Source organism: Pectobacterium carotovorum, assembly GCA_016415585.1.
GTDB lineage: Bacteria > Pseudomonadota > Gammaproteobacteria > Enterobacterales > Enterobacteriaceae > Pectobacterium > Pectobacterium carotovorum_K.
Genome location: CP066552.1, coordinates 3,589,990 through 3,605,146, shown reverse-complemented (window position 1 = coordinate 3,605,146; position 15,157 = coordinate 3,589,990). Strand labels below are relative to the sequence as shown.

At 49.5% G+C, this 15,157-nt stretch carries 11 protein-coding genes, 3 tRNA genes and 3 rRNA genes; 9 read left to right on the top strand and 8 right to left on the bottom strand.

What is annotated here, in order from left to right:
* Nucleotides 1-65 precede the first annotated feature (65 nt).
* From tsaA to metN, 5 genes are all read right to left on the bottom strand, one after another.
* Nucleotides 66-782: a tRNA (N6-threonylcarbamoyladenosine(37)-N6)-methyltransferase TrmO gene (gene tsaA, locus JFY74_16115; GenBank protein QQG27588.1), complete on the bottom strand. Its 717-nt coding sequence runs from the start codon at nt 780-782 to the stop codon at nt 66-68.
* Nucleotides 779-1,189, bottom strand: a complete 411-nt coding sequence (gene rcsF / locus JFY74_16110; GenBank protein ID QQG27587.1) for an Rcs stress response system protein RcsF — start codon at nt 1,187-1,189, stop codon at nt 779-781. Before rcsF ends, tsaA begins: the two co-directional genes overlap by 4 nt.
* 386 nt (nt 1,190-1,575) lie before the next feature.
* Entirely contained in the window at nt 1,576-2,391 is an 816-nt protein-coding gene (locus JFY74_16105) for a MetQ/NlpA family lipoprotein (GenBank protein QQG27586.1), read from the bottom strand.
* 65 nt (nt 2,392-2,456) lie between these two features.
* A complete protein-coding gene (gene metI / locus JFY74_16100) occupies nt 2,457-3,110 on the bottom strand; it encodes a methionine ABC transporter permease MetI (protein QQG27585.1) in 654 nt (217 codons plus the stop codon).
* Nucleotides 3,103-4,134, bottom strand: a complete 1,032-nt coding sequence (metN, locus tag JFY74_16095; GenBank protein QQG27584.1) for a methionine ABC transporter ATP-binding protein MetN — start codon at nt 4,132-4,134, stop codon at nt 3,103-3,105. Before metN ends, metI begins: the two co-directional genes overlap by 8 nt.
* A gap of 179 nt (nt 4,135-4,313) precedes the next feature.
* Between metN and gmhB the strand changes: the two genes are divergently transcribed.
* From gmhB to JFY74_16055, 8 genes are all read left to right on the top strand, one after another.
* Nucleotides 4,314-4,877 (top strand): D-glycero-beta-D-manno-heptose 1,7-bisphosphate 7-phosphatase, encoded by a 564-nt coding sequence (gene gmhB, locus JFY74_16090; protein QQG27583.1) that lies wholly within the window; start codon nt 4,314-4,316, stop codon nt 4,875-4,877.
* 384 nt (nt 4,878-5,261) lie between these two features.
* Nucleotides 5,262-6,803: ribosomal RNA gene (locus JFY74_16085) — 16S ribosomal RNA — on the top strand.
* A 73-nt stretch (nt 6,804-6,876) separates the two neighbouring features.
* Nucleotides 6,877-6,953, top strand: a tRNA-Ile gene (locus JFY74_16080).
* 42 nt (nt 6,954-6,995) lie between these two features.
* A tRNA-Ala gene (locus JFY74_16075) sits at nt 6,996-7,071 on the top strand.
* Between the two features lie 223 nt (nt 7,072-7,294).
* Nucleotides 7,295-10,204 (top strand): 23S ribosomal RNA (locus tag JFY74_16070).
* A 125-nt stretch (nt 10,205-10,329) separates the two neighbouring features.
* Nucleotides 10,330-10,445: ribosomal RNA gene (gene rrf / locus JFY74_16065) — 5S ribosomal RNA — on the top strand.
* Together the 16S, 23S and 5S rRNA genes with 3 tRNA genes alongside form the textbook arrangement of a ribosomal RNA operon.
* Nucleotides 10,446-10,497: 52 nt before the next feature.
* Nucleotides 10,498-10,574, top strand: a tRNA-Asp gene (locus JFY74_16060).
* Between the two features lie 237 nt (nt 10,575-10,811).
* Nucleotides 10,812-11,600: an endonuclease/exonuclease/phosphatase family protein gene (locus JFY74_16055; protein QQG27582.1), complete on the top strand. Its 789-nt coding sequence runs from the start codon at nt 10,812-10,814 to the stop codon at nt 11,598-11,600.
* A 67-nt stretch (nt 11,601-11,667) separates the two neighbouring features.
* Here the strand turns inward: JFY74_16055 and mltD are convergent, their stop codons facing one another.
* Together mltD and gloB are read right to left on the bottom strand one after the other, a co-directional pair.
* Nucleotides 11,668-13,041, bottom strand: coding sequence for a murein transglycosylase D (gene mltD / locus JFY74_16050; GenBank protein QQG27581.1), 1,374 nt, complete (start codon nt 13,039-13,041; stop codon nt 11,668-11,670).
* A gap of 70 nt (nt 13,042-13,111) precedes the next feature.
* Nucleotides 13,112-13,867: a hydroxyacylglutathione hydrolase gene (gene gloB, locus JFY74_16045; protein QQG27580.1), complete on the bottom strand. Its 756-nt coding sequence runs from the start codon at nt 13,865-13,867 to the stop codon at nt 13,112-13,114.
* Nucleotides 13,868-13,910: 43 nt separating this feature from the next.
* Here gloB and JFY74_16040 point away from each other — a divergent pair, with 43 nt between their 5' ends.
* A complete protein-coding gene (locus JFY74_16040) occupies nt 13,911-14,621 on the top strand; it encodes a class I SAM-dependent methyltransferase (GenBank protein ID QQG27579.1) in 711 nt (236 codons plus the stop codon).
* Between the two features lie 19 nt (nt 14,622-14,640).
* On the opposite strand, the gene rnhA is transcribed toward JFY74_16040, so the two are convergent.
* Nucleotides 14,641-15,105: a ribonuclease HI gene (gene rnhA, locus JFY74_16035; GenBank protein ID QQG27578.1), complete on the bottom strand. Its 465-nt coding sequence runs from the start codon at nt 15,103-15,105 to the stop codon at nt 14,641-14,643.
* Between the last annotated feature and the right edge of the window lie 52 nt (nt 15,106-15,157).

Sequence of the window (15,157 nt, the reverse complement as noted above, 5' to 3'; positions counted from 1 at the left end):
CAGCGTGGGCGACGTGTCAAAAGAGAGCAGGGACAATTTTAGAATATATTGCTGTGGTTCGTGTATTAACACGTGTGTGACGGGTCGAGACTCAACACTTCGGTTTGTTCTTCGCAGACACGCCAGCGCACATTGAATTCTAATAGCAAAACGGCGTATTCCCGCGTGGTACTTTCCCCTTTACGGTAGGCGGGGCGCGGATCCTGTGCCAATACCTGCGAGATAAAGCGTTTCAAATGGGGATATTTCTTGTGGTGTTCTGCGATCTGGCTTTCTGCGAGGGCGGAAAAAACTACCGGCATCGCGGCATCGGGGGCCATTTGGGCAAAACCCGCTCGCGCCTGAGGATGGCTTTCTGCAAAGGGTAGATAAGGTTTGATATCGACGACCGGTGTACCATCAACCAGATCAAGGCTGCCTAATTCGAGCGTAATGGCATCGCCTTTTGCACGGATCCCTTTTAGCTCAACCAGCGACATGCCAACAGGGTTAGGGCGGAAGGTAGAACGCGTAGCGAAAACGCCCGTACGGGTGTTTCCTCCCAGACGCGGGGGGCGAACCGTCGGACGCCAGCCGCCGTCCATCGTTTGATGAAAGATGAACAGGATCCAAATATGGCTGAAATCTTCCAGCCCCCGCACACATTCTGCCTGATTGTACGGTGGTAATAGCTGAAGCTCTCCGCCTCCATCTTCAATCAGACCCGGCTGCCGCGGAATGGCAAATTTTTCTTTATACGGTGAGCGGATAATCCCGATCTGATTGAAAACAAATTGACTCATTGTGCAGAGACTTTCAGCGCAGTGCCTTGGCAAACGACCTGACTATAGCAACCCGCTACGCCGCTGACGGTTTGGCATTCATGCAGTAAAACTGCATTGGCTTTCATTGCGGTTGCGCGGTTTTGCATTCTTTTACGCGCATTTGCCGCGTTAGGGGGAGAATCCTGAGCGCTGACCTGACATGAGGACCCTGAAACTTCGCCCATATCACGGAAAGGTTTACCGACTAATTCTTCTGCACTTTTATATAACACCGCTGGCGTCGGGCGAGCCGCTGGCTTCGGTTTAGGCGCAGGTTCTACGGTTTTGGTTTCAATAGCGGGTTGAGGTGCCGGTGCCGGTGGCTTCTGAAATAAAGAACAGCCTGTCAGCGACATGGCCAACAATATAAAGGGAACAGCACGCATTAAGGATTCCTCTGCTTTTTCTCAAAGAGCGGGTATTGAAGCAAGCAATTGCACAAATAACAAGACGGGCCGTAGCCCGTCTTAACAATATCTTTTAATTAAACGCGTATACTCGTCATACTTCAAGTTGCATGTGCGTTGGCTACGTTCAAATACTCGGCCCGTCGTGGGCCTCGCCCTAAAGGGCCGCTGCACGCAGCGTTCAAATCTGCACCAGGCAGATTTGTCACCCGAATCACTTACTTGGGTAAGCTCATCGGGATTCCTTCTCTTGCCGCGTTATTCGGCCTTATGGCCTCCCCCTTCGGGGTCAGCGCAAGCGCTGTTCAAAAACGCCTTGCCGTTTTTGTCCTGAAACTTGAATTATTTAGCGTATAATCGCTGGATTACCAGCCTTTCACTGCGCCGCCATTAAAGATTTTATTTGCTGCGTCGTTTACTTCGTCAGACTGATAAGCCTGAACGAATTTCTTCACGTTTTCAGCGTCTTTGTTGTCTTCGCGTGAAACCAGCAGGTTTACATACGGAGAGTCTTTCTCTTCAACAAACAGGCCATCTTTGGTCGGCGTCAGGTTAATCTGGCTGGCGTAAGTGGTGTTGATTACCGCCAGCGCGATTTGTGCGTCATCTAAAGAACGTGGCAACTGTGGCGCTTCTAGTTCAACCAGTTTGATGTTTTTCGGGTTTTCGGTCACATCCAGTACGGTTGGCAGCAGGCCAACGTTGTCTTTCAGCTTAATCAAACCGACTTTTTGCAGCAGCAGCAGGGAACGGCCCAGATTAGTCGGGTCGTTTGGCAGTGCGACTTGATCACCATCTTGTAGCTCATTCAACGATTTTATTTTCTTGGAGTAACCTGCAATTGGGTAGACAAAACTGTTACCGACAGAAACCAGTTTGTAGCCACGATCTTTGATCTGCTGATCCAGATAAGGCTTGTGCTGGAAGGCATTCAGATCGATGTCACCTTTGCTCAGCGCTTCGTTTGGCAAAACGTAGTCGTTAAATGTGACTAATTCAACGTCCAGACCGTACTTGTCTTTTGCTACTTTCTGCGCAATTTCTGCAACTTGTTGTTCTGCGCCAACGATAACGCCAACTTTAATATGATTAGGATTCTTTTCTTCCTGACCACATCCCGCGAGTGCCAGAGCACCAATGAGTGCGCCAATGGTCGCAATAGATTTCAGTTTAATCGCCATATCCTTACCCCTAATTAACTATTTTCTTGGCAGATGCTTTCAGGCAAATGCCTATTGTGGTGAGATTACTTGTGTGTGACAGCTTTTACTGCTCTGTCGCCGCAGAATTGAATCAGGTAAACCAAAACAACCAGTAATATTAATACCGTATTCATGACCGTCGCGTTATAACCAATATAACCATACTGATAACCAATTTGACCTAAGCCGCCTGCGCCCACGGCTCCACCCATAGCAGAATAGCCTACGAGAGTAATTAGCGTGATGGTTGCAGCATTAATTAGCCCCGGTAATGCTTCCGGCAGCAATATCTTTCTGATGATCTGCATCGGCGTCGCACCCATCGCACGGGCGGCTTCGATCAGGCCAGTAGGAATTTCAAGCAGCGCATTTTCCACCATGCGGGCAATAAACGGCGCTGCACCTATGGTAAGAGGAACGATCGCCGCTTGCAGGCCAATCGAGGTTCCGACAATGATGCGGGTAAAAGGAATCATCCACACCAGCAAAATAATGAACGGAATCGAACGGAAAATATTTACCAGTGCAGAAACGGTCCGATAGATCTTGGGATTGGCGATGATTTGCCCCGGACGCGTGGTATACAACAAAACGCCTACAGGTAAGCCAAGCACAAAGCCAAAGAAACCAGAAACGAACGTCATCGCGACGGTTTCCCATACTCCCTTAGCCATTAACCACATCATTGCTTCAGACATAACCCAGAACCTCAATTGTAACGTGACTTTCCTGCAGGAATTGGATTGCGGCTTTGATATCCGCATCGTTGCCGTGCATTTCTGCCAGCATGATGCCGAACTTGACGCCACCGGCGTAATCCATCTGGGCACTGATAATGTTGTTGTTGATGTTAAAGCGTCGTGCAACCTCGGACAGCAGAGGAGCATCCACCGACTTACCCGTAAATTCCATCCGTAATAATGGCGTGGTATCTGGGCGATAGTCAGGGGACAGACGGGCGAGGTAATCGTCAGGGATGTCCAGGTGCAACGTTGACTGAATGAATTTCTGCGCCAGCGGCGTTTTCGGGTGTGAGAAGACTTCGCTTACGGTGTCTTGCTCAATGAGTCGTCCGTCGCTGATCACCGCAACCTGATCGCAAATGCGTTTCACTACATCCATCTCATGGGTAATAAGAAGGATGGTTAGGCCGAGACGGCGATTGATGTCTTTCAGTAATTCGAGAATTGAGCGCGTTGTTGCAGGATCTAATGCACTGGTTGCTTCGTCACACAGCAGAACTTTAGGATTGCTCGCCAACGCACGGGCAATAGCGACGCGCTGTTTTTGCCCGCCGGACAAATTGGCTGGATAGACATCGTGCTTATCTGCCAGACCAACCAGCTCCAACAACTCGTTGACTCGTTTGGTGATGTCGGCTTTCGGCGTGTTATCCAATTCCAGCGGTAGCGAAATGTTGCCAAAAACGGTGCGTGAAGCGAGCAGGTTGAAATGTTGGAAAATCATGCCAATTTGACGGCGTGCGCGCGTCAATTGGCTATCAGACAGTTGAGTCAATTCTTGCCCATCTACCAGAACTTTCCCTTCTGTCGGTCGCTCCAATAAATTGACGCAGCGGATCAATGTACTTTTACCTGCGCCCGATGCGCCGATAACGCCATAAATTTGTCCAGTGGGAACATGAAGGCTGACATCAGCAAGCGCGGTAATTGTCCGCCCGTTCTGCTGGAAAACCTTAGTAATATTAGAAAGTTCAATCATATTTTTTTATCGTGAGTGCCTATGGCTGGATAAATCAGTTTCTGAATTAACAGAATATGAAATGGATGTTAGGGCGTCTAGACGTCTAAGTCAATCGGGATTGTCATGGCTCTGCATTCTCCCTCTCGGCGAAAACATGCGATACTACCGCGTAATTTAGGCATTCAGGAGCAAAGTCAGTGGCACAAAGCGTTCCAGCAGTTTTTCTTGATCGTGACGGCACGATCAATGTCGATCACGGTTATGTTCATGACATTGACCATTTTCAATTTATTGACGGCGTCATTGATGCCATGCGTGAGTTGAAAAGCATGGGGTTCGCGCTGGTTGTTGTGACGAATCAGTCCGGCATCGCCCGCGGTAAGTTTACAGAAGATCAGTTTATGCAACTGACGGAGTGGATGGACTGGTCGCTGGCCGATCGTGGTGTTGATCTGGATGGCATCTATTTTTGTCCGCATCACCCTGAAGCTGGGGAAGGTGAGTATCGCCAGAGTTGTGATTGCCGTAAGCCTGAGCCGGGCATGCTGCTTTCTGCACAGCGTGAGTTGAACATTGATATGGCAGCTTCTTATATGGTGGGAGACAAATTAGAGGATATTCAGGCTGCAATGGGTGCTGGTATAGGAAAAAAACTGCTGGTTCGTACTGGTAAACCCGTCACTGAGCAAGGCGAAGCACTGGCTGATGGTGTGCTGGAAAGCCTCGCAGACCTGCCAAAATGGATAAAAACGCGCAGTTAACAAGCGGAACGAATGAAAGATGCGCAAACAGAAAAAAAGTTTACGAGATTTGCTTGCGCTTCTGAATCGGATCCCTATAATGCGCCTCCATTGACACGGTGCTGTGAACACACAACCGGGTCGATAAAGAAAGAGAAAACACTTTAAAATAAGCGTTGACTCTGAAGGTGAAAAGCGTAATATACGCCACCTCGCGAAGTGGTTAAGGCCGCAACGCACTGCTCTTTAACAATTTAATCAGACAATCTGTGTGGGCACTCACAAGACCGTATCTTAACGATATAAAAAAGTCTTGAAGAGTGAACAACAGTAAAATTCATTACGAATGAACAGTGACTAATTCTTTGAGCATCGCTGACAAGTTCAGCAAATCAAACAAATCTTAAATTGAAGAGTTTGATCATGGCTCAGATTGAACGCTGGCGGCAGGCCTAACACATGCAAGTCGAGCGGTAGCACAGGAGAGCTTGCTCTCTGGGTGACGAGCGGCGGACGGGTGAGTAATGTCTGGGAAACTGCCTGATGGAGGGGGATAACTACTGGAAACGGTAGCTAATACCGCATAACGTCTTCGGACCAAAGAGGGGGACCTTAGGGCCTCTCGCCATCGGATGTGCCCAGATGGGATTAGCTAGTAGGTGAGGTAATGGCTCACCTAGGCGACGATCCCTAGCTGGTCTGAGAGGATGATCAGCCACACTGGAACTGAGACACGGTCCAGACTCCTACGGGAGGCAGCAGTGGGGAATATTGCACAATGGGCGCAAGCCTGATGCAGCCATGCCGCGTGTGTGAAGAAGGCCTTCGGGTTGTAAAGCACTTTCAGCGAGGAGGAAGGCGGTAAGGTTAATAACCTTATCGATTGACGTTACTCGCAGAAGAAGCACCGGCTAACTCCGTGCCAGCAGCCGCGGTAATACGGAGGGTGCAAGCGTTAATCGGAATGACTGGGCGTAAAGCGCACGCAGGCGGTCTGTTAAGTTGGATGTGAAATCCCCGGGCTTAACCTGGGAACTGCATTCAAAACTGACAGGCTAGAGTCTTGTAGAGGGGGGTAGAATTCCAGGTGTAGCGGTGAAATGCGTAGAGATCTGGAGGAATACCGGTGGCGAAGGCGGCCCCCTGGACAAAGACTGACGCTCAGGTGCGAAAGCGTGGGGAGCAAACAGGATTAGATACCCTGGTAGTCCACGCTGTAAACGATGTCGATTTGGAGGTTGTGCCCTTGAGGCGTGGCTTCCGGAGCTAACGCGTTAAATCGACCGCCTGGGGAGTACGGCCGCAAGGTTAAAACTCAAATGAATTGACGGGGGCCCGCACAAGCGGTGGAGCATGTGGTTTAATTCGATGCAACGCGAAGAACCTTACCTACTCTTGACATCCACAGAATTCGGTAGAGATACCTTAGTGCCTTCGGGAACTGTGAGACAGGTGCTGCATGGCTGTCGTCAGCTCGTGTTGTGAAATGTTGGGTTAAGTCCCGCAACGAGCGCAACCCTTATCCTTTGTTGCCAGCGATTCGGTCGGGAACTCAAAGGAGACTGCCGGTGATAAACCGGAGGAAGGTGGGGATGACGTCAAGTCATCATGGCCCTTACGAGTAGGGCTACACACGTGCTACAATGGCGTATACAAAGAGAAGCGACCTCGCGAGAGCAAGCGGACCTCATAAAGTACGTCGTAGTCCGGATTGGAGTCTGCAACTCGACTCCATGAAGTCGGAATCGCTAGTAATCGTAGATCAGAATGCTACGGTGAATACGTTCCCGGGCCTTGTACACACCGCCCGTCACACCATGGGAGTGGGTTGCAAAAGAAGTAGGTAGCTTAACCTTCGGGAGGGCGCTTACCACTTTGTGATTCATGACTGGGGTGAAGTCGTAACAAGGTAACCGTAGGGGAACCTGCGGTTGGATCACCTCCTTACCAAGAAGATGTGTGTTAAGTGAAGTGCTCACACAGATTGTCTGATGAAAATAACGAGCAGAAATACCTTAATAGGCTTGTAGCTCAGGTGGTTAGAGCGCACCCCTGATAAGGGTGAGGTCGGTGGTTCAAGTCCACTCAGGCCTACCAACTCTTCCGTGAGTGGTATCTAAGGTATCTGTAAGCAACGATGGGGTTATAGCTCAGCTGGGAGAGCGCCTGCCTTGCACGCAGGAGGTCTGCGGTTCGATCCCGCATAGCTCCACCATCACTACTCGCTGCATAGAAAACTTCAGAGTGTACCTGCTTGGGTGCACTGCGACGTTTTGCTCTTTAACAATCTGGAACAAGCTGAAAATTGAAACATGACAGCTGAACATACTGACACAACAGTAATGTGGTGTGAGTGATGCATCAGTCTGTCAATGAGTCTCTCAAATAATCACAGCGCGATGTTGGCTTTATTTATTAAAGACACCTTCGGGTTGTGAGGTTAAGCGACTAAGCGTACACGGTGGATGCCTAGGCAGTCAGAGGCGATGAAGGGCGTGCTAATCTGCGATAAGCGTCGGTAAGCTGATATGAAGCGTTATACCCGACGATACCCGAATGGGGAAACCCAGTGTGTTTCGACACACTATCATTACGTGAATACATAGCGTAATGAGGCGAACCGGGGGAACTGAAACATCTCAGTACCCCGAGGAAAAGAAATCAACCGAGATTCCCCTAGTAGCGGCGAGCGAACGGGGAGGAGCCCAGAACCTGAATCAGTTTGTGTGTTAGTGGAAGCGTCTGGAAAGTCGCACAGTAAAGGGTGATAGTCCCGTACACAAAAATGCACAAATTGTGAGTTCGATGAGTAGGGCGGGACACGTGACATCCTGTCTGAATATGGGGGGACCATCCTCCAAGGCTAAATACTCCTGACTGACCGATAGTGAACCAGTACCGTGAGGGAAAGGCGAAAAGAACCCCGGCGAGGGGAGTGAAATAGAACCTGAAACCGTGTACGTACAAGCAGTGGGAGCCTTGATTAATCAGGGTGACTGCGTACCTTTTGTATAATGGGTCAGCGACTTATATTCTGTAGCAAGGTTAACCGTATAGGGGAGCCGTAGGGAAACCGAGTCTTAACTGGGCGTTAAGTTGCAGGGTATAGACCCGAAACCCGGTGATCTAGCCATGGGCAGGTTGAAGGTTGGGTAACACTAACTGGAGGACCGAACCGACTAATGTTGAAAAATTAGCGGATGACTTGTGGCTGGGGGTGAAAGGCCAATCAAACCGGGAGATAGCTGGTTCTCCCCGAAAGCTATTTAGGTAGCGCCTCGTGAATTCATCTTCGGGGGTAGAGCACTGTTTCGGCTAGGGGGTCATCCCGACTTACCAACCCGATGCAAACTACGAATACCGAAGAATGTTATCACGGGAGACACACGGCGGGTGCTAACGTTCGTCGTGAAGAGGGAAACAACCCAGACCGCCAGCTAAGGTCCCAAAGTCATGGTTAAGTGGGAAACGATGTGGGAAGGCACAGACAGCCAGGATGTTGGCTTAGAAGCAGCCATCATTTAAAGAAAGCGTAATAGCTCACTGGTCGAGTCGGCCTGCGCGGAAGATGTAACGGGGCTAAACCATGCACCGAAGCTGCGGCAGCGACACTCAGGTGTTGTTGGGTAGGGGAGCGTTCTGTAAGCCGTCGAAGGTGGCCTGTGAGGGTTGCTGGAGGTATCAGAAGTGCGAATGCTGACATAAGTAACGATAATGCGGGTGAAAAACCCGCACGCCGGAAGACCAAGGGTTCCTGTCCAACGTTAATCGGGGCAGGGTGAGTCGACCCCTAAGGCGAGGCTGAAAAGCGTAGTCGATGGGAAACAGGTTAATATTCCTGTACTCGGTGTTACTGCGAAGGGGGGACGGAGAAAGCTAGGTTATCCGGGCGACGGTTGTCCCGGTTTAAGCGTGAAGGTGGATGACTTTGGTAAATCCGGGTCATTATTAACACTGAGGCGTGATGACGAGTCACTACGGTGATGAAGTAACCAATGCTACGCTTCCAGGAAAAGCCTCTAAGCTCCAGGTAACATCAAATCGTACCCCAAACCGACACAGGTGGTCAGGTAGAGAATACTCAGGCGCTTGAGAGAACTCGGGTGAAGGAACTAGGCAAAATGGTGCCGTAACTTCGGGAGAAGGCACGCTGATGGTAGGTGAAGTGACTTGCTCATGGAGCTGAAATCAGTCGAAGATACCAGCTGGCTGCAACTGTTTAATAAAAACACAGCACTGTGCAAACACGAAAGTGGACGTATACGGTGTGACGCCTGCCCGGTGCCGGAAGGTTAATTGATGGGGTCAGCCGCAAGGCGAAGCTCTTGATCGAAGCCCCGGTAAACGGCGGCCGTAACTATAACGGTCCTAAGGTAGCGAAATTCCTTGTCGGGTAAGTTCCGACCTGCACGAATGGCGTAATGATGGCCAGGCTGTCTCCACCCGAGACTCAGTGAAATTGAACTCGCTGTGAAGATGCAGTGTACCCGCGGCAAGACGGAAAGACCCCGTGAACCTTTACTATAGCTTGACACTGAACCTTGAGCCTTGATGTGTAGGATAGGTGGGAGGCTTTGAAGCGTGGACGCCAGTCTGCGTGGAGCCAACCTTGAAATACCACCCTTTAATGTTTGATGTTCTAACGTAGACCCGTAATCCGGGTTGCGGACAGTGTCTGGTGGGTAGTTTGACTGGGGCGGTCTCCTCCCAAAGCGTAACGGAGGAGCACGAAGGTTAGCTAATCCTGGTCGGACATCAGGAGGTTAGTGCAAAGGCATAAGCTAGCTTGACTGCGAGAGTGACAGCTCGAGCAGGTGCGAAAGCAGGTCTTAGTGATCCGGTGGTTCTGAATGGAAGGGCCATCGCTCAACGGATAAAAGGTACTCCGGGGATAACAGGCTGATACCGCCCAAGAGTTCATATCGACGGCGGTGTTTGGCACCTCGATGTCGGCTCATCACATCCTGGGGCTGAAGTAGGTCCCAAGGGTATGGCTGTTCGCCATTTAAAGTGGTACGCGAGCTGGGTTTAGAACGTCGTGAGACAGTTCGGTCCCTATCTGCCGTGGGCGTTGGAAGATTGAGAGGGGTTGCTCCTAGTACGAGAGGACCGGAGTGAACGCACCACTGGTGTACGGGTTGTGATGCCAATTGCATTGCCCGGTAGCTAAGTGCGGAAGAGATAACCGCTGAAAGCATCTAAGCGGGAAACTTGCCTCGAGATGAGTCTTCCCTGGGCACTAGATGCCCCTGAAGGGCCGTTGAAGACGACGACGTAGATAGGCTGGGTGTGTAAGCGTAGCGATACGTTGAGCTAACCAGTACTAATGACCCGAGAGGCTTAACCTTACAACACCGAAGGTGTTTTGAGATGGACTCAAAGAGATTTTGATAATCAGCTTGTTTTAGGATTGGTTCTGATGGTTATGCGAGAGCGAGAGCAAAGCATGGCGGTTGGAATGAAACAGAATTTGCCTGGCGGCGATAGCGCGGTGGTCCCACCTGACCCCATGCCGAACTCAGAAGTGAAACGCCGTAGCGCCGATGGTAGTGTGGGGCTTCCCCATGTGAGAGTAGGGAACTGCCAGGCATCAAATTAAGCAGTAAGCCGGAGCGATCTGGTGGTTGTAGAGAAATTCGGTGGAGCGGTAGTTCAGTTGGTTAGAATACCTGCCTGTCACGCAGGGGGTCGCGGGTTCGAGCCCCGTCCGTTCCGCCACTTATCATGCAGAAAGCCCTAAGTTAACGCTTAGGGCTTTCTGCATATGTAGCTATTAGAATTTCTAGATGAGTTCCTCATTTCTCTCTTCCTCTTGCGTTTTGTTTTTACCAGTCATTTCATTTTTATTCCCCTATCATCAAGCATACATCGCAAGTCTGCGATAAAATTTTTATAACGGAAGAGTGCTCTTTTTTGATAGGGTGTTTGGGTATTGAAACTGATAGTGGATGAGGCGTGCGGAAAAGAACCTATGCAATGAGGTATGTTGCTGGTCAGCCAGTTGAACGTATCTTCCCTCCCGGGGAAATACATTATCCAGAGCAAGTGCTACCGACAGGCTCATTGTTGCTGAAGGGAGATGTTTTGCGCGTAATGGTGTGGAATATTTTTAAGCAGCAACGAATGAACTGGCTTTCCGTGTTGCAAAATTTCGGTAACGGTACCCAGCTAGTCCTGTTGCAGGAAGCGCAAAGTACGCCAGAGCTCATCCATTTTGCAACCACCAACTATCTCTCAGCCGATCAGGTCCCCGCCATTATCCTCCCGCAACATCCATCCGGTGTAATGACGCTATCAGCAGCCCAGCCAGTATATTGCTGCCCCTTACGTGAAAGGGAACCCCTGTTGCGTTTGGCTAAGTCTTCTTTGGTGACGGTCTACGCGCTTCAGAATGGCCAAAGACTGATGGTTATCAATATCCATGCGGTTAACTTTAGCTTTGGTGTTGAGATTTATACCAAGCAATTGGCTGCGATTGGGGAGCAACTCGTACATCATCAGGGGCCGGCTATTATGGCTGGAGATTTTAATGCATGGAGCCAGCAGCGTATCAACGCACTTAATCGGTTTGCGGCAAGGATGGGGCTGCAGGAGGTATATTTCGTTGATGACCACCGGCGTAAGGCGTTTGGCCGACCGCTCGATTTCGTCTTTTACCGTGAGCTGACCGTTAACCAGTCTTCTGTATTGGTGACTCAGGCCTCAGACCACAACCCACTACTCGTTGAATTTAGCCTGAGTTAATCGCTATAAAAAAACAGCCCTCTACATCTGTGGAAGGCTGTTTCTCGTTACTGATTCTGATATCACGTTAAGAATCAGGTTTTATGTTGCTGCTAACATAAAGCGTCAGACGATCACCTGGCTGAATGTTGGCATTCTTGTTGATAACTGTATTCCAGCGCATTACATCAGCGATATTTACGCCATGGCGTTTAGCAATGCTTGCCAGCGAATCACCTTTCCGAACTTGATAGGTGATTGAGCTACTATTGCCTGACGCTTTGGCAACTTGCAACGTTTGACCAACCTTGAGCGCACCAGCGCTACGCAGATTGTTCCAACTCTGCAAATCTTTCGTGCTGACATTAAGCCGTGCCGCAATGGCTGATAAGGTATCACCTGAGCGTACCTTATACTGCAGTGATGCTGGCATTGGCTGCGTTTCCGCTAACCGTGTCGGTTGAATCGCTGCGATGTCACCATCAGCCAGTGAATCTTTCAACTGCTCAACGTGAGCTTTAGGAACCATGATGTAATGTGGCCCATTTGGTGCGGTAACATTACGCTTATAGCCCGAGTTATAGCTCTTCAGCTTATTCAACGACAGTCCAGCCATCTCAGCCGCTTGTGTCAATTCTATCTGCTGACCCAGTTCAACCTTTGCTAATGCACGGCTTTCATTGGGCTGCGATAGACTTACGCCATACTTCTTGCTGTTTTTAAGAATATCGCTCAAGGCCAGCATTTTGGGGACATAGATTGACGTTTCTCGCGGTAACGCCAGTGCCCAGAAGCTGGTTGATTTCCCTTTCGCTTTATTTGCTTTTATCGCCTGCATGACGCGACCTTCTCCACTGTTATATGCAGCAACCGTCAATAACCAGTCACCATCAAACATTGTGTTGAGCCGTTGCATCATATCCAGCGCAGCCGTCGTAGACGCAATCACATCGCGACGTCCGTCGTACCACTGGTTTTGTTTCAAACCATAATTGCGTCCTGTGCCAGGGATAATCTGCCATAGCCCAGCGGCATTGGCGGATGATGTGGCACTTGGATCAAAAGCGCTCTCCACTATGGGTAGCAGTACCAGTTCCATCGGCATTTTACGTTGCTTAATCTGCTCGACTATCCAGTACATGTACGGCTCTGCCCGTAATGTTACATCGTGGAGATAGCTCTTATTTTTCAAATAACGCGTTTTTTGCTCGCGGATCCGGGCGTTTTCCGGAACCTCCATCTTCAGCTCGTCGCCAATGAAGTTCCACAGATCTCGTTGCGCGAGGCTATCGTCATCTAACCATCGCGCGGAGGCCTCTCGGCCATCTGTGTACTTTCCTGCTTCACTTTGACTTGCCGAAGACAAACTCTGTGCATGCTGTTTAGGTTGCGAGGTGTCATGTGGTGAGACCTGACAACCCGCCAGCAAGACTGAGGCGATAATCATCGCTTTAGCCTTCATATGTTGGTCAATAGTTGCTTAAAAGACGAGCAAGGATACTTTGATTAGACGAATAGCACAACCTAAACCTTCAGAAGCAGTCTTTCTTGCTACGTAGCATCTCAAAAACTTGCCAATTCTCTATATTTTCAGGTTCCTTTGATAATTTCCTTTTTAAATCAATTTCATGACAGCGGAGAAATAGGTTGATTCTTCTCTCCAGCCCTAATGTAGTAGGTAAGCTAGACTGAGATTTTTCTCGTATCTGACTGATTTTATGGAGATAAGATTCAATTTCTGGATCTTCAGGCCAAATAGCATTAGAAAATTTTAAGTTTGAGAGTGTGTATTCATGAGCACAGCACACCACTGTGTTATCAGGAAATTGTGATATTTTTTGAATGGATTCATACATTTGTTTTGGTGTACCTTCAAAAATACGTCCGCATCCCGCTGAAAAAAGTGTGTCGCCACAGAATAAAAATGGCACATTATAGTAGGCAATATGACCAGATGTGTGCCCCGGCACCTCAATTACAGAAAATTCCGAATTTAACAAAGAGACGGTATTTCCTTCTTCCACCAGGTAGGTTGCGCCGCATTTAGCGGTTTCTTTTGGACCAAAAACAGGCAGATTAGGGTAATGTCTGAGGAGCTCACCTACACCTCCTATATGGTCGTTATGATGGTGAGTGAGCAAGATTGCTTCGGGAAAAAGTGCGTGTTGATCGAGCGCATTAAGCACTGGGGGCGCTTCACCAGGATCGACGATCACACAGCGATTTTCTTTATTGCTCAATAGCCAAATGTAGTTGTCCTGAAGTGCGGGGATACTGATAAGATTCATTCATCACCTCTTTTTTCTAGCAGCCTGAGGACGAGAACAGAAGATGAAATTGGCACGAACCCCTCAGACCATTGTTGCACCTGATTCGTGGGATGATATCACCTGCGGGCAATTTTATCGCGAGTCGATTGAACTGGCTTTGTTGCCATGGTGGCCAAAACTCTTTGGTTTTCATCTTATCAAGGTAGGAGCGCTAAGCGCGGAAATCCATGTAACAGAGTGTGCGATTGCGCATCAGGTTAATGTTGCTCCACACGGTGATAACCTTCAGATTATAGCAGATGCTCATCAATTACCGTTCTCTGAAAAGTCGATCGATGCCTGCTTGCTCGCTCAAACACTGTCTTATTCATCGGACCCGCATCGTATTCTGCGGGAGGTTGATCGTGTCTTGATCGATGATGGTTGGCTAATTCTGAGCACGTTTAACCCGATCAGTCTGGTTGGTCTGGGTAAATTGATCCCCAGACTCAATAAAAAACACCCTTATTGCAGCCGCATGTTTACTCAAATGCGTATTACGGACTGGCTGGGGCTATTGAACTATGAGGTTATCGATCAGACCCATTTTCACGTTACACCATGGCGAAGAAACAAAGGGAAGTTGAATAAACATATTCCGATGCTGGGATGCCTGACGCTGATTATTGCCCGGAAGCGCACCATTCCGCTGACGTTTACGCCGATGAGGGCGAGGTTGCGCAAAGCATCAGTGCGCCGCACGGTGGGCGCAACAAAGATATATCGGAGATGAGGCGGAGGCCTACGGTGATTTACTCAGCCTGATAACCGGTGTCATCAAGCGTTGGTGCACTTGCGGCTGCGCGAGCGAGTTCATCGCAGCGCTCGTTTTCCGGATGCCCAGCGTGTCCTTTTACCCATTCCCATTGCACGGAGTGGTGTTGAATCGCGGCATCCAGTTTTTGCCAGAGATCGACGTTTTTGACGGGCTTTTTGTCGGCGGTTTTCCAGCCACGTTTTTTCCAGTTATGAATCCAACTGGTTATCCCCTGCCGAACATATTGGCTGTCAGTGCAGAGCACCACATCGCACGCGGTAGTCAGTGTTTCAAGTGCTGCAATTGCAGCCATCAGCTCCATTCTGTTATTCGTCGTAAGACGATAACCTGCACTTAACGCTTTTTCGTGCTGCTTGTAGCGCAGCAGGGCGCCATAGCCACCGGGGCCGGGATTACCGAGGCAAGATCCGTCGGTGAAAATTTCTACCTGTTTGCGCATCTCTGGTAGACTCTTCCTTATGGTAAAAACGGCAAGTCTGACATAAAACGAA

Excerpts from the sequence above, each read along its gene's own strand:
- JFY74_16040 (QQG27579.1), top strand. The coding sequence starts at position 13,911 with ATGAAATTGGCACGAACCCCTCAGACCATTGTTGCACCTGATTCGTGG.
- mltD (QQG27581.1), bottom strand. The coding sequence starts at position 13,041 with ATGAAGGCTAAAGCGATGATTATCGCCTCAGTCTTGCTGGCGGGTTGT.
- metN (QQG27584.1), bottom strand. The coding sequence starts at position 4,134 with ATGATTGAACTTTCTAATATTACTAAGGTTTTCCAGCAGAACGGGCGG.
- JFY74_16105 (QQG27586.1), bottom strand. The coding sequence starts at position 2,391 with ATGGCGATTAAACTGAAATCTATTGCGACCATTGGCGCACTCATTGGT.
- tsaA (QQG27588.1), bottom strand. The coding sequence starts at position 782 with ATGAGTCAATTTGTTTTCAATCAGATCGGGATTATCCGCTCACCGTAT.
- metI (QQG27585.1), bottom strand. The coding sequence starts at position 3,110 with ATGTCTGAAGCAATGATGTGGTTAATGGCTAAGGGAGTATGGGAAACC.
- rcsF (QQG27587.1), bottom strand. The coding sequence starts at position 1,189 with ATGCGTGCTGTTCCCTTTATATTGTTGGCCATGTCGCTGACAGGCTGT.
- gloB (QQG27580.1), bottom strand. The coding sequence starts at position 13,867 with ATGAATCTTATCAGTATCCCCGCACTTCAGGACAACTACATTTGGCTA.
- rnhA (QQG27578.1), bottom strand. The coding sequence starts at position 15,105 with ATGCGCAAACAGGTAGAAATTTTCACCGACGGATCTTGCCTCGGTAAT.